This is a genomic window from Bradyrhizobium sp. 187, from assembly GCF_023101005.1.
Lineage (GTDB): Bacteria > Pseudomonadota > Alphaproteobacteria > Rhizobiales > Xanthobacteraceae > Bradyrhizobium > Bradyrhizobium canariense_D.
The window spans coordinates 455,277-480,076 of the sequence record NZ_CP064694.1 but is presented as its reverse complement, the minus strand read 5'-3'; the positions used below and the strand labels follow the sequence as shown (position 1 = coordinate 480,076).

Below are 24,800 nucleotides of genomic sequence, written 5' to 3'. Positions count from 1 at the left end.
GAAGGACCGAAGATGCTGCTGTTCGAAAGATCGGAATACTTGTCGCGTGTCGCTCGAGTGAAGAAAGCGATGACGCAGCGCGGCATCGATCTTCTGCTGGTTGCTTCCCCGGCAAACCAATTCTGGCTCACCGGCTACGACGGGTGGTCCTTCTACACGCCTCAAATGGTGGTGGTCAGCCATCACCAGGAAGAGCCGATCTGGATAGGCCGCGGCATGGATGCCGTCGGGGCAAAGTTTACCGCGTTTCTCGCTCCGAAGAACGTGGTGCCTTATCCTGACAAGTATGTCGGCTCATCGGAGCTTCACCCCATGCAGTTCGTCAGCGAGGAGTTGAAGCGCCGCAGATGGGATCGAGGCCGGATTGGCGTCGAGACCGATGATTACTATTACACAGCCAAGTGGGACGCGATCCTCAGAACGACCCTTCCGAATGGCGAGTTCGTGGACGCCTTCCTGCTTGTCAACCGCTGCCGGATGGTCAAATCCGAACGCGAGATCGAGTACATGCGACAGGCCGGCCGCATTGCTGCTGCTGCACAGCAAGCCGCATTCGATGCCGCGCGACCCGGAGTCCGGCAGTGCGATGTCATGGCCGAAGTCTATCGTGTAACGACGGCAGGATTGCCAGAGTTCGGCGGAACGTTCCCGTGCAAACCGCCAAATGCCATGGTGGGTGAATATTGCTCGGCGCCGCACTTGTCGTGGACCGATGCGCCGCTCGTCGACAACGATCTGTTCTACATCGAACTCGGCGGCGTCAGGCATCGTTATCACTCACCGCTTTCCCGGTGCATCTATCTTGGTAAGCCAACAGAGCGGATGGCTTTCATGGCCAAGGTGATCGCCGAGGGCTTGAATGCCGTGCTGGAGAAGGTGCGGCCTGGCGTTTTGTGTGAAGAGCTGGCTGCGGTGTGGAAGGCGGTCATCGCACGACACGGAGTCGAGAAGGAAAGCCGAATTGGCTACCCAGTTGGCATCGGATACCCGCCGACCTGGGGCGAACTCACTGCCAGTATCCGCGCTGGAGATCGGACAGAGCTGGAGCCGAACATGACATTCCACTGCATTCCGGCGATCTGGACCGAGGACTACGGAGTCGTGATCTCGGAGACGTTCGCAGTGACAGAGCGCGGTGCCGATGTCTTCGCCGACTTCCCGCGCGAACTGCTGTCCAAGAGCTGAGGGATCCGCAATGGAAAGTACTTTGCTCAGAGGAGGCCACAACGTCTACGGTCATCGGATTGGGATCCTGATGATCGAAGGTCGCTTCCCGCGGCCACCCGGCGCAATCGGGAACGCGTCGTCATTTTCGTTCCCGGTCATGCACCACGTCGTAAAGGGATGTTCTGGAAGCCACACGGTACGCGATCTCGCCGCCCTCGACCCGCAAGGCACGGAATTTCGACAGGCGATACAGCCCTGGGTCGACGGTGCTCGCCACCTAGAGGATCAGGGCTGCTGGGCCATAACGACGTCTTGCGGGTTCGCGGCATTGTTTCAGCACCATTTGCTCGAGGCAGTCGGCGTCCCGGTATTCGCGTCATCGCTCATGTTGGTCCCCTTCATCGCCGCGACGTTGGGAAACGGGCGTCGCGTCGGCGTGATCACCGCTGACGCAACAAGCCTATCCGCCCGGCATCTTCGAGCGGCAGGTATTGACAGGGCGACAATCCACCTTGCCGGGATGGATGGCTGTACGGAGTTCGCAGCAACGGCATGGAATGACAGGACGACGCTGGACATCGCGCGGATCACCAACGAGGTCGTCGCCGTCGCTAAACGACTCGTCCAGGAAGCCCCCGATACGGGAGCTCTCCTACTCGAATGCTCGTTGCTGCCGCCCTATGCGGCTGCAATCCAAGCGGCAATTCGCCTCCCCGTTTTCGATTTCACGCACTTGGTCACACTCGTCCACTCGGCATGCGCGCGAACGCCTTTTTCGGGTCTGCTCTGATGATGAACCGGATCATATCGTGCCTCTATCCCGCCAGCACGTTCGTCGCCTTGCTCTTAATTTGGTACACCGCGGTGAAAGTCTTCCGCGTTCCATCGTATCTGCTGCCATTGCCGGGTGACGTGATCCAGCGCATGAGAGAGGACTCTTGGTTCCTGCTTCATCACAGCTGGATTACCATCTGCATTACGATGGGCGGCTTTTTGCTTTCGATCGCCATCGGGGTGCCGCTGGCGATCGCCCTCGTCGCATCCCCCATGCTCGAACGTGCGGTGATGCCATGGCTGATCCTGAGCCAGACGTTTCCCAAGGTTGCTCTTGCGCCACTCATCGTGGTCTGGTTCGGCCTAGGGCTTGGCCCGAAATTCGTGATTACGTTTCTGGTCGCTTTCTTCCCGATCCTGATTTCCACCATCGTTGGTCTGCGGAGCATAGAGCGCGAGATGATCGAGCTCGCGAGGTCTGTTCGCGCCAATACCCTGCAGATGTTCTTTCACTTTCGCCTTCCCATGGCCCTGCCCAATATTTTCGCCGGCACGAAGGTCGCGATCGCGTTCTCGGTGGTCGGCGCTGTGATCGCGGAATGGGTGGGAGCCAATGCAGGTCTTGGATACCTATTGCTGCAGGCGAATGCGAATCTCGACACGACGCTGCTGTTCGCTGTTCTGATCGTGCTGCTCATCATCGGGGTGGTACTATATTACGCAACCGAATTCATCGAGCAGTTGGTCATACCCTGGCACTGCACAATACGTCTGCAGAACCCGGCAGCGTGATCTTCGTGATGGCATAGAGTTTAGGAGCATTAGCTATGAAGAAGATCTCGAGGCGGAGTGTCGTACTCGGAACGGGCGCACTGATCCTGCCCGGCCCATTCATCAAACGGGCGAAGGCATCTGCCCCAATCAGTTTCAGGCTGGATTGGGCGATCTACGGCTCGCATGCGCCCTTCTACCTGGCGTTGGGCGAAAAGATGTACGAGAAGGCTGGACTGGATGTGAGCATCGGCGAGGGTCAAGGATCGGCGACCGTCGCCAAGATCGTAGGGCAGGGCACCGATCCTATCGGCTTCCTCGATTTTACCAGTACGATCAGGGCGGTCGAACAGGGCATTCCGCTCATTGCGATCGGGCGGGTAATTTCCAACGCGATGTGCATCATCAGTCATGCAGACGCACCCATTCGTGCGCCCAAGGAATTGGAGGGCAAGTTCGTCGCGTATGCGCCTTCCGAGAGTACTGGACAGATGCTTCCCGCGCTGTTGCAGCAGTCGGGCGTGGACGCAGGCAAGATCAACGTGCTCAACCCGGCAACGGGCGCAAAGAATGCGATCTTTCTGCAGAAGCGGGCCGATGCGATCCCGGCGAACGTGAATGTGCAAATCGCGCAACTGGAGCAGCAGGGCGCAAAGCTCCACTATTTCCTCTTCAGTGAATTCGGTGTCGAGATGATGAACAATGGAATCGTGGCGAATGCCGACTGGGTTCGGCAGAACCGCGATGCGGCCAAGGCTTTCGTGCGCACCTCGTTAGATGCGTTCAGGCTGTCGAAAGAGGACCCTGACAAGGCCATCGATCTCCTCATCAAACGAGTGCCACAACAGTCGCGCAACAGAAGCGTTCTGCGCCGGCAACTCGAGCTGACGTTTGCGACGCTCGAAACGCGCAACACGAAGGATAAACTGCCAGGCTTCATGGCCGAACGAGATTGGCGGGCGACGCAGGACTTGCTGTTGAAATATGGAGGGCTTTCCAAAGAGGTCGAACTGAGCAATCTCTACACGAACGAAATGCTCGAGCTCTGAGCGCGCCTGATGGTTCAGCCAATTACAATAAGCGGTGTCTCGAAAGCCTTTGGCGTGGGCAAGGGTAGTGTTGAGGCCTTGCGAGACATCGAACTAGAGGTGAACGCCGGCGAGTTCGTCGCCATCGTTGGGGCCTCGGGTTGCGGAAAATCCACGTTGCTGCGTCTCGTCGGTGGCCTGATGGCGCCGAGCAACGGGCAGGTCAAGATCGGCGGCAAGGTGGTAACCGAGCCAAGCCCAGGTATCGGCATCGTATTTCAGACGCCGGTGCTTCTCCCTTGGCGCACGGTACAGCAGAACGTGCAGCTACCTCTGGACATTCAACGCTCCGGCAAAGAGCCAAAACGGATAGCGGAGTTGCTAGCGCTGGTCGGCCTTCGTGGCTTCGAACACAGCAGGCCATACGAGCTGTCCGGTGGTATGCAACAGCGGGTGGCGCTCTGCCGCGCACTAGTAACCAATCCGTCGTTGCTCCTCATGGACGAGCCGTTCGGGGCTCTCGACGCGCTGACGCGCGAGCAGATGAATCTCGAACTCCAGCGGGTATGGATGGAAACCAGAAAAACCGTCCTTCTGATCACGCACAGCATCACGGAGTCTGTCATGCTGGCTGACCGGGTCGTTGTGATGACGCCGCGCCCAGGGCGCATCCAGGAAATCATAAAAGTCGGACTGCCGCGGCCGCGACATTTTTCTTCTCTACGCGAGCCAGAATTCTATAGCGCTTGTGAGCGCATACGGATGTTGATGAACGCATCCGGATTCGTGGAGTGATTGACCGTGGATGTGACCCTCCAAAGCGAAGCACTCAGATCGCACCGCCCCGTCGTCATGGGCGACCGCGGAATGGTCGTGGCCGGTCATCCCAAGGCGTCGGAAGCGGGAGCAGCCATGCTCCGCCGCGGCGGGAGCGCGATGGACGCAGCGATTTCCGCCGCTGCGACCTTGGCAATCGCGATCCCATTTATGAACGGTCTTGGGGGAGACGCAATCGCTCTTCACGGACGGCCGGACGGAGAGGTTACCGCGATCAACGGCTCCGGCGCGACCCCACGCGCACTGTCCGTCGGCGCGCTACGTAACCGCGGCCTGACGGCGATGCCGCAGCGGGGTCCCGTCCCGGTTACCGTCCCGGGGGTGGTCGCAGCCTGGGGGGAGGCACTTGATCGGTTCGGCCGCTGCTCTCTTGCAGAAGTGCTAGAGCCGGCAATCGCGCTCGCCGAGCAGGGAGTTCCGCTGGACGTCTCCGCCGTGGAGTTCTTCAACGGACCCGAATACTCCACGCTTTGCAAAGATTTCCCTGCACTGGCCGCAAAATTCGGCCCGGCCGGCGGGCGCCGGCTTGGAGAGCGTTTGAAGCAGCCCGAAGCCGCTGAGACCATGCGCATTCTCGCGAAAAACGGCTGGCAATCGTTTTATTCAGGAAATCTTGCCCGCCAATGGCTTGCGGAAGCACGCGATCAGGGCGTTCTGATAGATCTCGAGGATCTCGCAGCTCACAGCACCTCGTTCGAGCGGGCATTGTCGACGACCTGGCGAGAGAGACGCGTTCATGTGGCGCCACCTAACTCGCAAGGGCTCGCGCTGCTCGCCATGCTGGCTCTGACCGAAGCTCAACCGGCTGCGCCGCCATCCGATCAGTCCGATCCTTTGATCGATCCGGTGGCCTATTTATCCCCGAAGGCCGTAGCGTTTGCGATGCGCGACCGTTACTGTGCCGATCAACGCAGGATCAGCCTTCCGCCGGACCTCCTTTCCCTCGATCGGCTGAGGACATTGACGCTCGATGCCGGACCAGCCATGAGCATGGCAGGCGGCGGGGATACGTCGACATTAGTCGTGGTCGATGCAACCGGGAATGCGGTGTCCTGGGTTCAGTCGTTGTTCGAATCTTTCGGCTCGGGCGTTGTCTGTCCGAATCACGGGTTGGTGCTGCACAATCGAGCTATGCTCGAGCGCCTCGATGATGATCCGGTCCGCGGCGTGCGTGGTGGGTTTCGTCCGTTCCATACACTCTGCCCGGCGCTGGTGACGGGCGAGGAAGGCATCGAACTTGCTATAGCTACGCCAGGCGACCACGGCCAGCCGCAGTCGTTATTCCAGGTCATGAGACGGCATTTCGAGCAGGAGCTCAATATACAGTCAGCAGTAGAGTGGCCTCGGCTACGCCACGACGTCGGCCGGGAAGTGATGCTCGAGAGCAGATGTCCGTTGACCTGGGACACCGCCCTGACGAAAGCCGGCTGGGTCGTCAAGCGACTGGACGGCTGGTCCCGTCTCATGGGCGGAGTGAATGCCATCCGAAAGAAGGGTGTCCTTTTGATGGGTGGCGCAGATCCACGACGATCCTCGTATGCGATCGCAGAGTAACTGACGTCAGCTGTGCAGAACCGCCGCTGCAGGCGAATACGGCTTGCTCGCCCCGCCATCGCCGCCCAACTCTATCAGCCAGATGGTCGCCGCCCCAAGCTCCTGTTCTATGCAACGCCGGAACCATGTTCGTGGTCAATTTCCTCATTTTGCATTCGCTCGCAACCGATGATCGCCCAACGCGAGAGTCGACGGGAATGCGCCGCCCGTAGATGCACCTTTGCTTTCGCCAAGCTGTCGGCGCGACGCAGATGGAGACGCCAGTCGATGGCGAGATATTCTCCTTCCTGGTCGCGTGCGGTAGCCGTTTTCGGTTTGCAGGGGAATCTGTGCTGGGTCGCCGCTCCCAAGAGAGCCGCATCACACACGATCTTGCGAAGCTGTGGATGGGCGCGTAATGTGCGAGCAACATGGCAACAATATCGAGCCCGCCACCGACTGGGTGCTTTTCGAGCGCTTCACAGCGAAGCCCGCTCTCTATGATGAATCGATAGTCGGAGGTGTGGTGTTCGATTTTGGCAGGACCATGACTCCGGCCTCGAACAGATTGGACCGAGCAGCGTTGACGTCGCTGGGGAGACATTCCTCCCGAACTAGACGACTCTTGGATAGTCGTTGAACTCTTTGAGCAGACGATCAGTGCCGACCTGGCAAAACGACTAACTTGCCCGCATCTTGAGCATCGCAGCTGGGCCCCCCGGCGGTTTCGGCCAGGCCTAAGGGAAAGTTGTATTTGGCCTGTTGCAGAGCATGATCGGGAAATCTTCAAGGAGGAGTTATTTCTGGACGGCAGGAATGACAAGCCGTATGGACGAGTATCTGCGTATCGGCCATTCGGTTGCGGGATGAACAGCTTCAGCTCTGCCAGACGGTATGTGGTCTATAAGGACGGCTTTTGCCGTGCGGCATTAGGCGCTACACTCGTGATGAATTGAGTGAGATGACCGACTGCATAGTCGCGCGAAATCACCGCGACCTGCATCGATAGATACGCCAATCTCCGGACATCAGCCGTATGTCAGGTAGGCAGACCCCAAGACGCATGCTAGAAAATGCCAAAGTTTCGGCCGGTGGGTAAGTCTAGGGGCCTCCCCTTTTCAGATCACATGATCGTCTATTGGGTTTTAGGTCGCCGCTGAGCCAAATCAGTTTATGAGGTAGTTAGACCGGCGGCTCAAGCTGACCGCATGCTCCATCACATCATGCGAGTACGCTTGCTTTTAGGGGGCCGTGACTCATGGCGCTGCGCAACCGAAATTGTCGCGGCAGCCCAACGAACGCCCACATCGCAAGCTTCGCGATTGCAAGACTCGACCGTCTGACCGAGTAAGTCGCGCAGGCGTTCGATGCGCGCGGCCTGGAAAGGTGAAGCAGGGGTGGTCATCAAGACGGGTCAATCGGCTAGAATGCGACGGCTCGTCGCCGGGAGGTCGTGACGAGCGTGGCCGCTCGATGGCTTGTCGGCTAAGCGCGTGCCCGTAGGGTCGGCACAGCCCCAGTCCGCGCCATGAATGCGCACCATGTCGCGATGGGCGCGCTTGATGAACGAGCGTTCAACCGAGCGACGGGCAAATATTGAAGCGACTAGCGCAAGCCCGCAAATGAAATAGCTGTTCGAAAGGCTCCAAAATGCAGCGACGACCACCACGTTGAAAGTGAGTGCCGCGGCGGCGTTACAGACCTTGCCGACCATGAGCTTGCGGTCTCGCATCAGAGTTGCTGGGGCACTACAGCGGTTCAGCCGGGCCGATCATCGGCGTTTTTGGTCCGTATCCGCCGCTTTGCGATCCATGACTCGTACCGCGACCTTCCTCTCGGCCGCAGAGAATCATTCCCACGATGATTGCGCGATCATTGGGAGGTTCGGTGCGCCCTTCTTCCACTTTGGAGCGAAAGCTTTCTTTGTGTACCGGTGCATTGACCCTTATCTCTCCTCTGGCCTAGGAAGCGTCGGGAGTAGAAGTGCCAGGAGTGGAACTGCCGGCGTTAAGAAACAGATCAGGATCGAGATGAGCCACACGCCGCAGTTGCCAACCCAGCGAGTTACCATACCCCTTGTTCAGCAATGGAAGGAGCAGGGGCGGCGGATCGCAATGACCACCGCTTACGAGGCGGTTGCAGCGCGCATCGCTGATCCGATCGTGGATATTATCCTTGTCGGCGACAGTGTTGGGAATGTTTGCCTCGGATTCGACAATACCTTACCAGTCAGCGTCCCCATGATGAATCATCACCTCGAAGCCGTGGCGCGCACAAAACCTCGTTCCCTGCTCATTGCCGATATGCCCTTCCTCAGCTTCCATGTCAGCCGCGAAGAGACCATCCGCAACGCTGGCGGCTTCCTCCAGCGTGGCGCCGATGCGGTGAAGCTCGAAGGCGGTGCAAACCGCCTCGATATGGTACGCGCCCTGGTCGACTGTGAAATTCCCGTGATGGGACATCTCGGTCTCACGCCACAGAGCGTCAACGTCATGGGTGGTTTCAAGGTGCAGGGTCGGACTGCCACCGACGCCTTCCGCCTACTCGAGGACGCGCATCGTCTGGAGGAGGCCGGTTGTTTTGCTCTGGTGCTGGAAGGAATCCCGGCGGAGCTAGCAGCGCGAGCGACGGAGATCCTCAAGATTCCGACCATCGGAATCGGAGCCGGTCTTGGTTGTTCGGGGCAGGTGCTCGTGTTTCATGATGTCGTGGGTCTTACCGACGGTAAGCCGCCCAAATTCGTGCGCGCCTATTCGAATGGATTTCAGCTGATGCAGGAGGCGCTCTCCCGCTGGGCGACTGACGTCCGTGACGGTACATTTCCAGGAGGGCAGGAATCCTATCGCCTTCCGGACGCGCTCAAGGAGCTCGTCGCAAACTGGACTCCAGACGAACAAACCTCAGGGTCGTGATCATGCGAACCATCCGATCCGTTGCTGAACTGCGTCGGGCTTTAGCTGAGGCTCGGGGGCCCGACAGACACATCGGATTTGTGCCCACGATGGGATACCTGCACCAGGGCCACATGGCCCTGGTCGAAAACAGCCAGGCTCGTTGCGACGCCACGGTCGTCAGCATCTTCGTTAATCCTACCCAGTTTGGCCTAACGGAAGATCTTACCACCTACCCTCGCGACTTCACTCGCGATGAACAACTTTGCCAGGAGGCAGGAGCCGACGTCCTCTTTGCTCCGGAGGTGCGGGAGGTCTACCCGCCTCAGTTTGATACCTTTGTTGAACCCGGTGCACCCGCACAGCCCCTGTGCGGGCCGTTCAGGCCCGGCCATTTCCGCGGCGTTGCAACCGTTGTCTGCAAGCTGTTCAACATGGTTCAGCCGGACGTCGCGTTGTTCGGGCAGAAAGACTTGCAGCAATGTGCAGTCGTCCGCCGCATGACCTTTGATCTCAACCTGCCGATCGATATCGTCACCGTGCCGACGGTCCGCGAGCCGGATGGCCTCGCAATGAGCAGCCGAAACCGCTATCTCAGCGCCCCGGAGCGCAAGCGTGCATTGGCGATCAGCCGGGGCCTGCTCGCGGCGGAAACCGCGTTTCGCGAAGGAGAGCGCGATCCCGCCCGGCTGCTATTGCTTGTCAGGCCTCCCCTGGAGGCGCTGGATGAGTTGCAATACCTCGAAATCGTGGACGCTGAAACGCTAAAGCCGGCCACAAACCCGTTATCGCGTCCGGTCGCCATTTGTGCAGCAGGCTATGTTGGCTCGACCCGGCTTATTGATAACGTCATGCTCGATCCGGACGCCGCCAGGAGATAGGAAGCTCCCAGTCGGTGGGCCTCTCACAACGTGACAGCAAGCAGGTGCAGAGAGGCGCTGTCGGAGAGGAAGCGAGCGACCATTGGAGGGGCGCCACCTGACGAGCTTAGTGCGACCAGGCGTGGAGCGCGTTTCTATCGAGATGGCGGATCCGGTCGCTCAGATTTTTGTATCTTGAGGGCACGGCGCTTCATCGTCGCGGTCAGTTTTTTCGTTTTCCCACCAAGTACTTTGCCGACGAGACTCCCACGTTGTGATCTCTCGTTTTGCTTGGTCGTAAGCGTAGCGCCGCGGCCCTTTAGATTGTCTGTGCGCGATCTTGGGAGCACCGTTAGAAGAGTCATCTTCTGCAAGGGTGCTCACAATGGACGACCATTCGGACGACATAAGACGACCATTGACACAGCGTATCGAAGTGTACGCCGGCGCAGGCCGTAAGCAGTGGCCGGATGATTTGAAGGCCCGGATTGTCGCGGAAAGCCTTGAGCCGGGCGCGGTTGTAACAGATATCGCACGCCGGCATGGCTGCCGGCCACAGCAGGTGCATGACTGGCGGCGCCGGGCGCGTTTAGGTCAACTGGTGCTGCCAGCTGCGGCGGGTGCACTGTCGTTTGTGCCGTTGGTGTCGGAATCGCCGCCATCGGCGGCTGCCGCGCCCTCCGGATCGCCGGAAGCAGCCGTCGTGACGGTTGAGCTCCAGGGGGCACGAGTTGAGGTGCGAGGGACGCCTGGACTTGCCGTGCTGAGTGATGTGTTTGTTGCGTTGCGCCGGACACGTTCATGCTGACGGCTCCCGCTGGCCTCATGATTTACGTTGCGACCCGACCTGTAGACTTCAGGAAGGGCGCGGATGGTCTGGCGCTGTTGGCGAAGGAGACGCTGGGCCACGATCCGATGAAGGGCGTGGCGGTGGTCTTCCGTGCGAAGCGCGCTGATCGGGTGAAGATCGTGGTCTGGGATGGTAGTGGCCTCGTGCTGTATTGGAAGCGGCTTGAGGGCAGCGCCTTCAAGTGGCCGCCGGTCGTTGACGGCGTCATGCGAATGAACGCCGCGCAGTTGTCCGCGCTTCTGGCCGGCATGGATTGGACACGCATGCATGCGCCTCGAATCCCGCAGCCGAAAGCGCTTGCGTAGGACATAAAATCTTCGCTGCATCGGGGCGCGAAGCATGGCAGACTCGGGCCAATGAGTGATTTGCCTGATGAACTGCCGAGCGATCCAGCCGAGTTGCGTGCCTTTGCCGCGGCTCTGCTGGATCGCTGCGCCAGGCTCGAGCGGTTGCTCAAGCTTGCAAAAGACGCGCAGTTCGGTCGATCGTCGGAAAAGCTTGACGCTGATCAGCTCCAGCTTATTCTGGAGGATATTGATCAGGCTGTCGCGGCTCTCGAAGCAGCCGAGGACCGCGCCAATCCCAAAACACGCGAGAAGAGAGCTGCCGAGCGCAGGGCCAATCGTGGCAAGCTGCCGGAGCATTTGCCGCGCATCATCGAGGACCTGATGCCCGCTGCAACCTGCTGCCCATGCTGCGCAGGCGACCTTTTTGAGATCGGTCACGATGAGAGCCAGAGGCTGGACGTCGTACCGGCGCAGTATCGCGTTATCGTCACCCGCCGCCCCAAACTGGCCTGCCGCGCCTGTCACGGCGTCGTCCTCCAGCATGCTGCTCCCGAGCGATTGATCAGGGGAGGACTGCCGACCGAGCGGCTCGTCGCGCATGTGATCGATGCCAAGTATCATTGGCATTTGCCGCTTTACCGCCAGACGCAGATGCTGGCGACGCACGGTATTGCCATCGACCGTTCCACGCTCGCCTTCTGGGTCGGCTATGCGGCCCAGGAATTGAAGCCCTTGTGGCATCGTCTGCGCCAGCTTCTGCTCGCCTCTCCGAAGCTCTGTGTCGATGAGACCCCGGCGCCGGTGCTGGATCCCGGGCGCGGCAGGACCAAAACCGGCTACTTCTGGGCGCTGTCGCGCGATGACAGGCCTTGGGCCGGGCCTGATCCGCCCGGCGTGGTCTATGCCTATGCACCAGGCCGCGGCGCCGTTCATGGCTTGCGACTGCTCGAAGGCTATCGCGGCATCATCCACTGCGACGGCTATCAGGCTTACAAGACCATGATGCGAGAGACGCGTGCGGACGCCTTGTCCGGGACGCTCGCATTCTGCTGGTCGCATCTCCGGCGCCAGTTTGTGAAGATCGAGCGCGAGGCTTCGCCGGCGCCGGCGCCGGTTGCCCGCGAGGCCCTCGAGCGCATCGCCCAGCTCTACGCGGTCGAGAAAGTCCTCCGTGGCCGATCTGACGCCGAGCGCCGCGCGGGCCGGCAGGCGCATGCCCGGCCGTTGGCTGCAGCCTTGAAGCAGTGGTTTGAGGCGAAGCTTGGTCACCTCGCGCAGAAGAGTGAGACGGCGAAAGCTTTACGCTATGCACTGCGTCATTGGGACGGCTTGACGCTCTACCTTGATGACGGGCGCATCGAAATGGACACCAACGCAGTCGAGCGTGCGATGCGGCCGATCAAGCTCAATGCCAAGAACGCCCTGTTCGCCGGGTGTGACGAGGGTGCTGAGAATTGGGCATTGCTGGCGTCGCTCATTGAGACCTGTAAGCTCAACGGCGTCAGCGCCGAGTATTGGCTTGCCGACGTTCTCGCAAAGCTCGTCAATGGCTGGCCGGCGGCACGGCTGGACGAACTGCTTCCCTGGGCATCCACCTATACGATGCATGCACAAGATCCGAGGCTTGCGGCATGAGCCTCAGCACGACCGCGGTCCGGATCAAGGTGACCCTCGAGGACGTGAAACCGGAGGTGATGCGATGCCTTGTCGTGCCGCTCACGCTGCGCCTTGATCGGCTGCATCTGACGCTTCAGGCGGCGTTTGGCTGGACGAATAGCCATCTCTTCGAGTTTTTGGCTGGCGAAGGACGTTGGGGTATCCCTGATCCCGATGGAGATTTTGGCCCTCAGCCCATCGATGCTCGCAAGACGCGGCTCTCCAATATCGTTCACGAGACCGGCGCGAAGACGATCCATTATCTCTACGACTTCGGCGACAGCTGGGATCACGTGATCAAGCTCGAAAAGTGGTTCGACAACACGACAACGGAGGGACTTCCCCTCTTGCTCGAGGCCGCCGGCCGTTGTCCTCCGGAAGATGTCGGCGGTGCGTCAGGCTATACCGAATACCTCGACGCCATCCGCGATCCCACCCATCCGGAGCACGAACAAATGCGCCTCTGGGGCCCTGAGCAGTTTGATCCCAACGTCGTCGACCGGAAGGCGCTCGAGGCCCCCGTCAACGCATTGTCGGAAATATGGAAGCCGCGCCGGCGCACCACGCGTTCAAAATAGACGTCAAGCACCAATCAAATGGGCCTCAGAGCGACGCTTACGCTTGGTCTGCTTCATCGACATTCCCTAGATGCATTCGGCAAAATACGAGGACTGGGACATGGCCACTCACAGACCAGGGCCTAATGGCGCGGGACCCAACGCCGTGACCGACACCGCTCGCCAGCTCGGCGTGACGAAACTGTTACAGGCGGGCCCATTGGCGCGCTTAGCAGCAGAAGTAACGCCCTGTTCGCTTCGTATCTGGCGGCGGCTCGACTGCTTCGTGAGCCTGCTATAACCGGCGTGCCCTCGCTCGTGCTGACGGACCATGACCAGCTTCGCCGACGGCGCTTAAAGGAAATCTCAAAGAAGGAAAAACGATCGGACATCAACATCGATGGTCTGTCTGTCCGGAACGCCCGCTGCGGCTGCCCCGGAGATGGATTCGCCTGTGGCGGAAAATAGACACTCTGGCAAGTGGCGAGACATCGCACGGACATCGCGGCCAAAATCGTCAAAAAGAGCCCCTCCAGCGCTGAATTCCATCACGGAGGCGTTCCTCCAGCGCTGGCGTGCGGAGCCAGACCAGCACAACTCTCCTGCTTCGAGGGCATGCCAACAACGTCTTGGGCAATCAACAAGCAACGACGACTGTGGTGAAGTTCATACTCGACTTTGGAATCAGCTAGTAGTCTCTTTGAGGGGGTCACCGCGCTTTCTCTGCTACCATTCTTTGCGCCTTGCGGAGTCGCCAAGTGTTGGACGCAACGACCACTGCGCTTCTGCGTGCTGTTCTTGAGGAGGTTTGCGACAGTCTGCCTCGCAGCGAAACCGGCACTCGGGCCCATGTCGCTTCCAAGATCTTGGAGGCCGCCAACAAAGGTGAGATCACGGCGGAGCGCCTTCGGCAGGTCGCAATGCAAGCTCTTCGCTCCGCGCCAACCATGTGGCGCTAGATACGGACAAGACCGATAGTGCTCATGTGAATTTCCAGGTCACGGTGTTGAAGATCCTTGTGAGCTACCCCAAGGGGTTCGCATCCATGCCGGATCTCAAGCGAGACATGGCCATTTTGGCCACGAGCGGTCCGGATTGGGCGGCGCGCACCAAACGAATGGGCGCCCGTGTGCCAGAGCTCGACCTTTTTACGCAGCAACTCGTCGAGCGCTTGCATGGAGGGTGGCGCATCACGGAAAAGGGACGAGCGGTGCTCGAGCTGATGGAGCCGCGCCGTACTACTCACCAAGCCCAACCAGAGGACACGAGAGCTCCTGAGCTGCCATCGCCAGTGCCGGCAGGATCTCTTCCTCTCGAACTACGCCGGCGTGAGCCCGAACGACTGGGGCGGCGCCGGTCCTCCAGGGTCACTGATGGCTAACGAGGCCGGCGCAACGATGCTGGACTCTCACGATCTCCGCCGGCGGATGGCCCGCCGGATTTGATTGACCAGATAAGTGCCCCAAATGATCATCATCTCGCCGAGACGTTCCGTGCGCTTGCGCTCAGGGTACGTTGACCGGAGGCATGGCCGCAGTCGGGCGTAACACGAATTGTTCTCGCTGCTGCCCACGCGCTGCCAGGATGATCGCAAAGACCACGAAGAAAATCAGAGACCGAGGCATGACCAAGAACTACTTCAGAATTCATTTCGCAATTATGAAACCCCTCACACTCGGGCCAGACGACGCGCGTCGCGCACAATATGGCGCCACTCTTCAGGTCCCGTTTGCTGAGCCGAAAGCAATACCAATTATTCGTGCCGAAACACGGCCGAGTCGCCGTGTGTGGTGCTCAAAAAATGCATTTCCGAGCCGCAACAGCCGGAAATCTGTGCAAAATCAGGATAAGAACTGACGGCGCGGGCGCAGGAAAGGTCTGTTGCTATCAGCGCCTCTCCCATTGTGTGAGGGCGGATGACACAGTTGCCCGCTTTGGCGGGGACGAATTTGTCGTTCTTCTCGCCAATCTGGGTACACAGAAAGCAAAGGCCGCTGCCTTGCAGGCCGAAGCGATAGGCGAAAAGATACTCGCAGCCTTCACCGAGGTCTTCCAACTCGATACGTATGAATATCCCTGTACTGCAAGTGTTGGCGTGACCTTGTTTTCGACTGATGAGTGCAACGTTGACGAGTTGCTCAAGAGAGCCGATCTGGCAATGTACGATGCGAAAACGGCGGGGCGAAATGGCCTCCGGTTTTTCGACCCGGCCATGCAGACTATGATTACAGCCCGCGCTGCCCTCGAGACCGATCTACGAGATGACCTTAAGAAGGAACGGCTTTTGCTGCATTACCAGCCGCAGGTCGATCACGAAGGAAGGCTGCTGCGGGCAGAAGCGCTGGCGCGCTGGCCGCATGCGCATAAAGGGATGATTTCTCCTAGCGAGTTCATCCCGGTGGCAGAAAGCACCGGCCTGATCCTTCCGCTCGGCGCCTTGATGTTGAAGACTGCGTGCCGTCAGCTGGCTCGCTGGTCGGCCGATCCGGCGACCGAACGCGTGACCATCGCGATCAATGTCAGCGCCCTGCAGATGCGTCAGAAGAATTTTGTCGAAGAGGTCCGCGCGATCATTGAGCAAACCGGCGCCAATCCCCATCGCCTCAAAATCGAACTCACTGAAAGCACATTAGTCAGCAACGTCGACGATGTGATCGCCAAGATGTGCAAATTGGAAGCGATTGGCATCGGTTTCAGCCTCGATGATTTTGGAACCGGCTATTCAGCGCTTTCATATCTGAAGCGTTTGCCGCTTGACCAGCTCAAGATCGATCGCAGCTTCGTCAAGGACGTTCTGGTTGACTCTAATGACGCCGTGATAGCCCAGATGATCATAGCGCTTAGCAGAAGCCTTGGCCTTTCAGTCATCGCCGAAGGCGTCGAAACGGAGGAGCAATATGCGTTCCTGGCGCGACAAGGACAGCTCAGTTACCAGGGCTATTTGTTCGGACGGCCTATGCCGGCGGAGGATTTCGTGAGTCTCGCCCGAGCTTTCTCGCCGCGTCACCGTTTGAAGCGGGTACGCGGGTCGGTCAATCAGGTTTCCGCATAGGCCGTCCGCGGGAGACGCCAATTGCTGTTGTTTCTTGTCGTTTGAGTGGCGAAGCCGCCGTCCGAGTGCAACCGACACCACCAAAGCCCAAGCGAAGCCATAACTGCTGCTCGCGGTCCAAATCGGGCGCGCCGGTCCCCGGCGATGTCGCGCCTGCTCGCATCATGTCGTCGATCATCGGTGGTTCCTCTGGTTGCGTTGGCGTGTCGCACCCAGAACCTATCGGAGAATTGCCGGTGACCAGCGCAATGGCGCCCGCCTGCTACGGCGCTATTGGGGGCGCACGTCCGGGTGGCTTTGCTCTACCCAGCTCACAACCGTGGACACGACCCGTACCACCGCTGGAACAGAATAGGCTTCCTGTCTCTGCGCAAGACGCGCCGTCAGTCGCTTAAGGCTCCGCTTTGACCGAATGAGTCCGCGTACAATTGCTCAATTTTCGCAGCTTCATCTTGAGTGAGCTCGGCAAATTCGTTCTCTCGTGCCCGTTTTGAAAGTCTTCCTTGATTCTGTCGCAGAAACCCAAACAGGTTGCTGAGCGTTCGCTCGGGCATGTCGATGATGTTTTCGACTCCGGATCGGAACATATCGAAGTTGCGAAGGAAGCTCGTCTCATTCGGAAGGTCCAGCTCAATCGTCTGGCGTACACATTCGTAGAGAAATTCCGCATGCGGGGTGGCGTCGAAGAAGCGGTAGAAATCGCCGGTATCGTTCAAAACTTTCACATTATTCTTTGGGGTTGCTTCCCATTGAACGCACGGAAGTAGCCTGCTGGAATAGCTTTCCAGCACGCCTTTGTACTCGGTGATCCGGTCAAGAATCGCCGACGACACTGGAAAATGGACCCCGGCCGGATTAAATCCGCGCCGCGCGAGGACATGATGCATCAGATATCGATGGATGCGTCCGTTGCCGTCCTCGAATGGATGGATATAAACAAAGCCGAACGCGAGCACCGCCGCCGCGATAATGGGATCGAGCTCGTTCTCGGCGGCGAGATCGAATGCGATCAATCCTGCCATAAGAGAGGCGATGTCTTCATGCCTCGCGCTGATATGGTCCGGGATAGGGCGCTGTGTATCGCGGTCATGCTCTCCGACGAAGCCTCCTTCCTGCCGGAACCCGAGCTTCACGAAACGCTCGTCTCCGATGACGATGCCTTGCAGGCGCAAAAACTCCCGCTCATCGAGCGGCGCGCGCCCAGCCTCGCCGATGGCGCGTCCCCATCTTTGAATGCGATCCTGAGGCGGCCTTTCTCCCTCGATGATGTAACTAGACTTTGAATCTTTCAGCAGCAGAAAGGAGGCGGTGCGCGCGAGCAAATCCTTCGGGACTTCGCTGACGACAGCGCGCGCGCGCTCCTTCCAGTTCTGCGCGAGAAATTGGTTCAGCGCGGCCGTCTTGAAAACGAGCGGACAAAATTCCGGGGTGCCGGGAAGGTTGTTGCGAACGCGATGCCGGGCGGAATTCGTGCCAATCCCTCCGAACTGGAGGTCGGTATCGATGGCGTCTACATATGAGACCTTGTCTGTAAGCGACAGATTCAGCTCGCAGCCAAGCAACCACTCGTACAGAAACCAGATGCGTCGTGTGTAAATGCCGGTCGGCTTCTGCCGGACAAGCTCCGCGATGTCACCCTCGTTAACGACTAGGAAAAGCCGCTTCAGGACGGAAAGATCGAGTCCTTCGTTCTTAAGGGCAAAAGTCAGGTGTCCCTCAAGCGAGGCCTGGGGAGCATGGCGAGGCGTGTAGATCCGCCAACCATCCTGTTCAATGATGCGGTGCCGGGCTCCGATGGCCGAAAGGGTGCGGGGGACCGGCACGGCCAGCTTGTAAGTGTCGATGAGCGCGGCATAACCCGCGGGGACAGCGGACTCAGGCAATCGCCTATCGTGAAAAACATTCACCGATCCTGAAAATTCTGCGCTCACTTACATTCCTCTGAAAAACATTTCCGACCTCGAATTTTAGTCACTGAGGGCTTGGATTTCGAAATTCCATCATACCACGTGAAAAATAGTCTCTCAATGGATTAACCATGAAAATGGTTCACTTTGGGCGGAGAACCCGGCCCACCATTACAGTAGCGGACCAGGTCGGTCCGGGATGGAACCCGTCATGGCGCCGGTGATCGCCGACGTTCTGGTTTCCGTGCTCGCCGTCATTTTCATGACGTTCCGATAGGGCTGATTATCCGCCGAAGACGACGAATTCTCCTGGCATTCACGCACTGCGATGCCGCGGGACGACCGCGGTCCAGCCAACCGCACGGCACGACCTGCGAGGCGCTGCCGCTCTTGAAGATTGACCCGGGCGTCCAGAAGCCCGCAGAGGCCACATCCTTGTCAATCCCGGCTCCGACCCTGACCGCAAGAGAGAGGCCGTCGCCGGTGACATCGCATGAGCAAGCGTGTTCGTCATGCTGGTGGGGTCCGCTTAGTTCGGATCCCTGTGAGGGCCGGTCTTGACCGGCCGGCGTTTCGATCTCGCTCGATAGTCCCTCGACCCGCTCATCCAGTCTTCCGCTAAAAAATAGACCCGTGCGTTCCTCCTGGGGCGAGGCATGGTGTTGCGGCAAAGCCTACATTCCCTGTTCGAGTTGCCCGGTATCTTGGCAATTAGCGCCAATGTGCTTTCGCTTTGCATGTTGCGCATCATCGAGGGCTCACGCGTGTCCGAGCCACCCCGTCACCGTAGTCCTTGCGCGCAAGGATCGATGCCGTCGTAGGCATGCCGTCATTCGCCGACATGGTTGTTGTCCCGCGACGACCCCGACGAGACAGCCTTGCCTTCGGCGAGGCAGCAAATCCGCACAGTACATTGCAAAATTTCATGGCTCCCTCGCTTGCGGCTCGGCGGAAGCTGGCCGCTAGTGGATATAAGACCTTTGGGGGTGGATGGATACGCAGACTTCGGTCAATTCCGGCGTCGCGTGTCGTGCTGTCACGCTCGCGCCGAGGCGTCTCAGGATCGCGCTGCTGCTTTGTGCGACGATGATCACGATCTATTTCGGCTTCATGCCATTATTCGCGTCGACAAGCCGCTGTTTGTGCTTGCGCCCGGGCTCTCGCTTTGAATCATGATCGGCCCTCTCGTCATCATTTCATCGTTCCTCCTCTGGTGATCTATCTGCTGTGGGCCAACCCGGTATTTGATCCCAGCTTTCGCGACCTCGAACGTTAGGTGTTTAGTCCCGGCATTTGCTGGAGCGGATTGAGATTGAATCGTTGTGGCTGGGAGGTCCAGCATTTGCAGATGTATTCGTAAGGCGTGAGGCCCTTCAGGGTTTTCAGCCGCCGAGCGTAGTTGTAGGCGGTGATGAAGTCGGCAAGGTGTGCCTTGAGCTGATCGTGTCGGTCGTAATGATAGCGTTGGACAGTCGCTTCCTTGATCGTTCGGTTCATGCGCTCGACCTGGCCATTGGTCCAAGGATGCTTGATCTTGGTCAGCCGATGTTCGATGCCATTTTCCCGGCAGCGCATCCTTCGAATCATGCGATAAGAATGCACCATCAAAGCTTGGGACCAAACACCTAGGACCTCGCGGTGGCCATCAACTCGCTCTCGATCGGCTTCTTCTTCGCATTTGTTGTCCTGACGCTCCTGATTGGGCGGCGCGACGCACCCGTATCACGGAGCACTTCTTTGCCGCGGGCGGGGAGATTACAGCATGGCAGAATGGCTGGGCGCTCGCCGGCGACTTCCTCAGCGCGGACGTTGCTCACGACCGTCCTGATCGAGCCGAGGTGCCGCAGGGCCAGCCGACCTCGGCGCCGCTTTCCGTCGTCGCCTGTTTGGTCCCGTTGGCAATGCTCTTAGCCTCGATGCAGCCGCTGAAAAGTCTCGGCCAGATTGCCTGCGCGCGCCGGCTCGATGGTGGCATCGAGAATCCCCGTCGCTGACAGCGTGCGCGCGTCAGAACGACGGTGCTCCAAGAAACATACCAGATTTGCAATCACTCGCCTTAGCGTGACTTTGGGATCGCGCTCCGAAACTGCGACAAGCAGGCTGCACGCGCGCAAATCCTGCAAGCTCGAAGACAACGAGGCTGTCGTGGAAGAGTATGCCAGCGCGCGGTAGCAGAATGAAATACGCAACTATTGCGTTTGATGTCCCGTCGCTTGATTCTCTCGCGATCGAAGGCCGCGGGTGTCGGCCGTGGAGTGGTCATGACAGCGGCTTTGGTCATCGCGCGAGTTGCGCGGATTGTAAGGCTCACCAGCAGAGTTTCGGGCAAGTACAATACACAATGGTCGCCGGCCAACCGTCGCTCGAGTCAATTCGTCAGAGGTCCAGCTGGTTCGCGCTTGGGCGAGTGTTCGGGCTCTTTGACCGCGCGAGTTGCTTCACCTGATCCGCTAATCTCGACCGGCGGCCTCGCTGCGTCCTCGGATGCCGCTCGTTCTCTGCTCGAGAGCGGAAGAAGCAGCCAGATAGCGTAGCCGAGCCAACCCACCCCTTGAACTGCGCGTGCCATCCCGCGCCTGGAGAATTCATGTCTTCTGCAACCGGAACGCTTCATCTTGGGCTTAATCTTCACGGCGCGGGCGGACACGCCGCAGCATGGCGTTGGCCGAGCACCAATCCGAGCGCTTTCTTTGACATCGAGCATTATCTTCGCGCAGCGAAGGTGGCCGAGCGCGGCTTGTTCGACGCGGTGTTTCTTGCAGATACCCCGGCAATATCTTGGGATATTACCCGCCGACCGCCACTCAACGGGCTTGAACCTACGCTTGTTCTCACCGTAATCGCACGTGAGACGAAGCACATCGGACTGATTGCAACCGCATCGACGACGTACAATGAGCCGTACAACCTGGCGCGTCGTTTCCAATCACTTGATGTCATTAGCGGCGGCCGCGTCGCCTGGAATGCTGTCACGACCTCCAGCCCCGCGACGGTCGGCAATTTCGGTGGGCGCGAGCTCGGTCGCGAGGAGCGCTACAAGCGCGCCGAAGACTTCGTCGAAACGGTCCGTGGGCTATGGCTGAGCTGGGGAGATGGAACAATCGTCGGGGATCAGACATCTGGAATCTACGCCAATCCCCAGTTTCGACTGCTCGACCCCAACACCAATATCTTTAGCGCCCGCGGTCCGCTCACGCACCCCGGTTCGCCACAAGTGCACCCGATCATCGTTCAAGCGGGAGGCTCAGACGACGGATTGCGGCTCGCTGCGCGCAGCGCCGATCTGGTGTTCGCTGCTGCGGGCGACCTGGAGACAGCGCTGCGCGAGGCGGGACGCCTGCGTGCGCTGTCGCATCAACTCGGCCGGCGGACGGCGCCGATCATACTGCCGGGCCTGGTCACCTTCGTTGGCGGCACGGAAGAGGAGGCGTATCGCCGCAAGAGAGCGATCGACGAATTACTCGATCTGCCCGGCGCCCTTGTCGCTTTGGCGCGAGGCATCAATGTGGCGCCCGAAAAGCTCAGCCTTGACAAACCCATTCCCGAGGAACTGCTGCCCGATCCGAATGATGTCCCATTTTCGGTCGGTCATCACCGCACCATCGAAAGCTTGGCACGCCAGGGCCGGACAGTTAGGGAGATCATAAGCAGCGTTCAAGGTTTCGGCCATCGCGTGATCGCGGGCGCACCGGAACAGATCGCCGATTCGATCGAGGCATGGTACCGCGCCGGCGCAGTTGATGGCTTCAACATCATCCCAGATGTGTTGGAGGATGGTGCGCCCGCCTTCATCGATCATGTCGTTCCAATACTGCAGCGCCGCGGACTGTTTCGCACCGAGTATCGGGAAGAAACCTTGCGTGACCGTTTTGGCCTTGCGCTCCCAGGGGGCGTTCCGTCGCAAGAGCGGGCGACGGCCTGATCGCCCGTCTGCCTCGCGGTTTACTATCAATAGCTTGGAGTTCGATATGTCTCTGTCCGACACACAATCATCTGCGTTTCTCGCGGGCCAGCCACACGCTTACAGAAAGCAAAAGGCAGCAGCCATTGCAATCGCGCTCTCCACGATGTCGCAGATCGCCTATGCGCCCAGCATTTTTGCTCAGGACGGTTCGAGCGATAGTACGAGGCGCGGTGGCATTATTCGATATGGCCACTTTCAGGAGCCGCCTTGCTTGTTCGGAGGATGGGTCCAGCAATGGTATCTACAGCGGCAATATAGCGACAATCTAGTCGCCCGGACCAAGGACGGGGAGATTGTGCCATGGCTGGCCACATCATGGACCATCTCCGACGACAAGAAAGTGTACACGTTTGAGATCAAGCCGAACGTGAAATTCACCGACGGGACACCGCTCGATGCACAGGCAGTCGCCGACAACATCAATGGCTGGCTCAGCACCAATCCGGACCTCCGCAATCCGACGGCCGCTCCTTACCTCAGCGACAACTTTGAATCGGCAGCGGCAATCGCCCCCGCGACACTTCGACTAACGCTAAAGGCGCCGTTCCAGCCGTTGCTCAATGTTCTGGCCCAGTCGTCCCAGGGCATTCTGTCGCCAACGGCGCTCAAGCGTGGACTTGCGGTGAACTGCGAGAACCCGGTCGGATCGGGTCCATTCATCGTCCAGAAGTGGAATCGGGGAAAAGAGGTTATATTCCGCCGCAATCCCAACTACAACTCGGCGCCGGCAACAGCCAAGCACCAGGGACCGGCTTACGTTGACGGGATCCAGTGGAAGTTCTTCCCCGATCAGACCGTTCGGTATGGCTCTCTGCTAACCGGGGAATCTGATGCAGCTTACGACGTTCCAGCCGTCGCTTGGAAAGATGCCAACTCGCGCTTCACCGTCTTGCGGCACATTACGGGTGGCACGCCCCTGCGCTTGGCGTTGTATACGGCTCGCTCACCTTTTGACGATCTTCTCGTTCGCCAGGCGTTTGCCTATGCCGCCGACCGAAAAGCCGCGGTCGAGTCCTCGTTCCTGGGCTCCCTGCCGTTTGAAGGCAATGGCGCGCTAAGCCAAAGCTCGCCCGAATATATCAGCGAGCTTGCCCCGTCATACAGATATGACGTCGGCAAAGCCAATCAGCTCCTGGATCAGGCAGGTTGGATCGAGCGTGACAGCAGGGGCGTTCGCCTCAAGCATGGCAAGCCGCTCGTCGTACGCATCTCCTATTCGAGTTCGTTCTTGAAGCCCGACGGTGAGCAGGCCGTGCAGGTGATCCAACAGCAGGCAAAGGCTGCCGGCTTCGACGTGCGGCTTCAGCCAACGAACCAGGCCGATTTCTTCGCCGGGAAAAATCTCGGTCCGAACGATTACGAGGTCGTCCTTCTCTACTGGGTTGCTCCCGGGGCTGAAATCTTCCGCATCTCCTGGAAGCCTGACCTTAATGGTGAGCTCAATCGCTTCAATCCCTCACGCTACCAGGACCGGGCACTGTGGGACATTATTCAGAACGCCGAAAAACACTTCGACAATGCTGAGCGAACCGCACTCTATCAGGAAGCAGAGCGCAAGATCGCCGCTGACGCTCCTGTCGTGGGCTTCGCAGTCCTTGACGTCACTCTAGCTGTGCAAGCACATCTAAAGGACATTTGGCTCGACCGCGGCTCCGTCGGCGAGCCAGTCTTCTTTGATAGCTATTTCGACAAGAAATCCGCCCCGTGAAAGTCGCAACCCGCAGACAGGCCGTGTGGTTCGCACATCGCATCCTGTCCGCCGCAGCGACCGTATGGGCTGCGGCAACATTCACCTTCCTTGTCCAGTGTCTGCTGCCAGGTGACCGCGCCCAGATCATCCTCAACGTCGTCAGCGGCAATGTAGGGGCGGCCCCTCGACAAGAGCTTGCGGCAATCAACGCACAATATGGCTTCGACGAGCCGATTTTCTTGCAATACGCGAAATACATCTCCGGGATTTTGCAGGGGGACCTTGGCCAATCCTACCACCAGCATCGCCCAGTGGCAGCCATCATTGCCGAACAGATTGGGCCAACCGTCCTCCTTGCGGTCGCCGCGCTCGTAACCGCGTGGGTGATCACTATTCTGACCACAGTTTTTGCAGCCGGGAGAGATAATATCTGGGCGAAGCTGCTGAGCGGGATGCAGGTTCTGTTGGCGACCGTGCCGCCTTACTGGCTAGCTACCATCCTGCTCGTCGTCTTTGCCGTACAGCTTCGCATCTTTCCTGTGGTGGGAGGCAATTCGGCGATCGGCCTCATTCTTCCAACCCTGGCGCTGGCGTTGGAACTGTCTGGGCTCTTCGGGCAAGTCGTTACGAGTGAGTTCACGCGTTTGCTCGAGTTGCCCTTTGTAACTTCGGCGCGAACGCGAGGCATGGGCGATCTCGGCGTGCGGTTTCGTCATGTCCTGCGCCATGCAGCTTTGCCAGCAATCACCTTGTCAGGCTGGGCGTTCGGTAAGCTTCTGTCCGGTGCCGTTTTAATTGAGGCCGTCTTTGCCCGACAGGGTCTTGGCGGCGTCCTGGCCGCCGCTACATCCACGCGCGACGTTCCCGTCGTCTCCGGCGTCATTCTGGTCTCCGCTGGCCTGTTTGTCATTGTCAGCGTGACCGTCGATTTCGCCTACAGTATCGTTGACCCAAGGATCAAATTGGCATGACTTGC

At 59.2% G+C, this 24,800-nt stretch carries 21 protein-coding genes and 2 pseudogenes; 19 read left to right on the top strand and 4 right to left on the bottom strand.

Features of this window, described 5'->3' with window-relative positions; genetic code table 11:
- Positions 1 to 12 precede the first annotated feature (12 nt).
- The 6 genes from IVB19_RS39435 to IVB19_RS39410 are packed head-to-tail and all read left to right on the top strand — an operon-like array spanning position 13 to position 6,131.
- Positions 13 to 1,185 carry a M24 family metallopeptidase gene (locus IVB19_RS39435; protein ID WP_247821956.1) on the top strand — a complete coding sequence of 391 codons (1,173 nt, stop codon included), beginning with the start codon at positions 13 to 15 and terminating at the stop codon, positions 1,183 to 1,185.
- A gap of 10 nt (positions 1,186 to 1,195) precedes the next feature.
- Entirely contained in the window at positions 1,196 to 1,957 is a 762-nt protein-coding gene (locus IVB19_RS39430; RefSeq protein ID WP_247821954.1) for an aspartate/glutamate racemase family protein, read from the top strand.
- A complete protein-coding gene (locus tag IVB19_RS39425; protein WP_247821952.1) occupies positions 1,957 to 2,733 on the top strand; it encodes an ABC transporter permease in 777 nt (258 codons plus the stop codon). Before IVB19_RS39430 ends, IVB19_RS39425 begins: the two co-directional genes overlap by 1 nt.
- Before the next feature lie 35 nt (positions 2,734 to 2,768).
- Positions 2,769 to 3,761, top strand: coding sequence for an ABC transporter substrate-binding protein (locus IVB19_RS39420; RefSeq protein ID WP_247821950.1), 993 nt, complete (start codon positions 2,769 to 2,771; stop codon positions 3,759 to 3,761).
- 9 nt (positions 3,762 to 3,770) lie between these two features.
- Positions 3,771 to 4,535, top strand: coding sequence for an ABC transporter ATP-binding protein (locus IVB19_RS39415; RefSeq protein WP_247821949.1), 765 nt, complete (start codon positions 3,771 to 3,773; stop codon positions 4,533 to 4,535).
- Between the two features lie 6 nt (positions 4,536 to 4,541).
- Complete coding sequence (locus IVB19_RS39410; protein WP_247821947.1) at positions 4,542 to 6,131, top strand: gamma-glutamyltransferase; 1,590 nt, start codon at positions 4,542 to 4,544, stop codon at positions 6,129 to 6,131.
- Between the two features lie 1,393 nt (positions 6,132 to 7,524).
- Here the strand turns inward: IVB19_RS39410 and IVB19_RS39405 are convergent.
- Complete coding sequence (locus tag IVB19_RS39405; protein WP_247821945.1) at positions 7,525 to 7,824, bottom strand: hypothetical protein; 300 nt, start codon at positions 7,822 to 7,824, stop codon at positions 7,525 to 7,527.
- A gap of 316 nt (positions 7,825 to 8,140) precedes the next feature.
- Here IVB19_RS39405 and panB point away from each other — a divergent pair, with 316 nt between their 5' ends.
- From panB to IVB19_RS39375, 6 genes are all read left to right on the top strand, one after another.
- A complete protein-coding gene (panB, locus tag IVB19_RS39400) occupies positions 8,141 to 9,022 on the top strand; it encodes a 3-methyl-2-oxobutanoate hydroxymethyltransferase (RefSeq protein ID WP_247821944.1) in 882 nt (293 codons plus the stop codon).
- Positions 9,023 to 9,024: 2 nt separating this feature from the next.
- A complete protein-coding gene (panC, locus tag IVB19_RS39395) occupies positions 9,025 to 9,882 on the top strand; it encodes a pantoate--beta-alanine ligase (protein WP_247821942.1) in 858 nt (285 codons plus the stop codon).
- 364 nt (positions 9,883 to 10,246) lie between these two features.
- Positions 10,247 to 10,669, top strand: a complete 423-nt coding sequence (gene tnpA / locus IVB19_RS39390; RefSeq protein ID WP_247821940.1) for an IS66-like element accessory protein TnpA — start codon at positions 10,247 to 10,249, stop codon at positions 10,667 to 10,669.
- Positions 10,663 to 11,016 carry an IS66 family insertion sequence element accessory protein TnpB gene (gene tnpB / locus IVB19_RS39385; RefSeq protein ID WP_091898177.1) on the top strand — a complete coding sequence of 118 codons (354 nt, stop codon included), beginning with the start codon at positions 10,663 to 10,665 and terminating at the stop codon, positions 11,014 to 11,016. The genes tnpA and tnpB overlap by 7 nt, the downstream gene beginning before the upstream one ends.
- Before the next feature lie 51 nt (positions 11,017 to 11,067).
- Positions 11,068 to 12,633 (top strand): IS66 family transposase, encoded by a 1,566-nt coding sequence (tnpC, locus tag IVB19_RS39380; RefSeq protein WP_247476114.1) that lies wholly within the window; start codon positions 11,068 to 11,070, stop codon positions 12,631 to 12,633.
- Positions 12,630 to 13,232 carry an IS1096 element passenger TnpR family protein gene (locus IVB19_RS39375; RefSeq protein WP_524536779.1) on the top strand — a complete coding sequence of 201 codons (603 nt, stop codon included), beginning with the start codon at positions 12,630 to 12,632 and terminating at the stop codon, positions 13,230 to 13,232. Before tnpC ends, IVB19_RS39375 begins: the two co-directional genes overlap by 4 nt.
- Before the next feature lie 345 nt (positions 13,233 to 13,577).
- On the opposite strand, the gene IVB19_RS39370 is transcribed toward IVB19_RS39375, so the two are convergent.
- Entirely contained in the window at positions 13,578 to 13,763 is a 186-nt protein-coding gene (locus IVB19_RS39370; RefSeq protein ID WP_247821938.1) for a hypothetical protein, read from the bottom strand.
- A gap of 206 nt (positions 13,764 to 13,969) precedes the next feature.
- Between IVB19_RS39370 and IVB19_RS39365 the strand changes: the two genes are divergently transcribed.
- The 3 genes from IVB19_RS39365 (at position 13,970) to IVB19_RS39355 (ending at position 16,263) form a co-directional block, all read left to right on the top strand.
- The gene (locus IVB19_RS39365; protein ID WP_018459031.1) at positions 13,970 to 14,170 is read left to right on the top strand and encodes a hypothetical protein; all 201 of its coding nucleotides are present in this window, start codon (positions 13,970 to 13,972) and stop codon (positions 14,168 to 14,170) included.
- Positions 14,171 to 14,196: 26 nt separating this feature from the next.
- Complete coding sequence (locus IVB19_RS39360; protein WP_247821936.1) at positions 14,197 to 14,592, top strand: hypothetical protein; 396 nt, start codon at positions 14,197 to 14,199, stop codon at positions 14,590 to 14,592.
- Between the two features lie 420 nt (positions 14,593 to 15,012).
- On the top strand, positions 15,013 to 16,263 hold the full coding sequence (locus IVB19_RS39355; protein ID WP_247821934.1) for a putative bifunctional diguanylate cyclase/phosphodiesterase: 1,251 nt from the start codon (positions 15,013 to 15,015) through the stop codon (positions 16,261 to 16,263).
- Between the two features lie 383 nt (positions 16,264 to 16,646).
- Here the strand turns inward: IVB19_RS39355 and IVB19_RS39350 are convergent, their stop codons facing one another.
- Positions 16,647 to 18,194, bottom strand: a complete 1,548-nt coding sequence (locus tag IVB19_RS39350) for a Fic family protein (RefSeq protein ID WP_247821933.1) — start codon at positions 18,192 to 18,194, stop codon at positions 16,647 to 16,649.
- 1,248 nt (positions 18,195 to 19,442) lie between these two features.
- Positions 19,443 to 19,739, bottom strand: a pseudogene (locus IVB19_RS39345) (integrase core domain-containing protein); the annotation flags it as partial.
- Positions 19,740 to 19,808: 69 nt separating this feature from the next.
- On the opposite strand from IVB19_RS39345, the pseudogene IVB19_RS39340 reads away from it, so the two are divergent.
- From IVB19_RS39340 to IVB19_RS39325, 4 genes and pseudogenes are all read left to right on the top strand, one after another.
- Positions 19,809 to 19,975: pseudogene (locus IVB19_RS39340) on the top strand (cation acetate symporter); the annotation flags it as partial.
- 782 nt (positions 19,976 to 20,757) lie between these two features.
- Positions 20,758 to 22,092 (top strand): NtaA/DmoA family FMN-dependent monooxygenase, encoded by a 1,335-nt coding sequence (locus tag IVB19_RS39335; RefSeq protein WP_247821931.1) that lies wholly within the window; start codon positions 20,758 to 20,760, stop codon positions 22,090 to 22,092.
- Positions 22,093 to 22,138: 46 nt separating this feature from the next.
- Entirely contained in the window at positions 22,139 to 23,842 is a 1,704-nt protein-coding gene (locus tag IVB19_RS39330; RefSeq protein ID WP_247821929.1) for an ABC transporter substrate-binding protein, read from the top strand.
- Positions 23,839 to 24,795 (top strand): ABC transporter permease, encoded by a 957-nt coding sequence (locus tag IVB19_RS39325; RefSeq protein ID WP_247821928.1) that lies wholly within the window; start codon positions 23,839 to 23,841, stop codon positions 24,793 to 24,795. The genes IVB19_RS39330 and IVB19_RS39325 overlap by 4 nt, the downstream gene beginning before the upstream one ends.
- Positions 24,796 to 24,800: the final 5 nt, after the last annotated feature.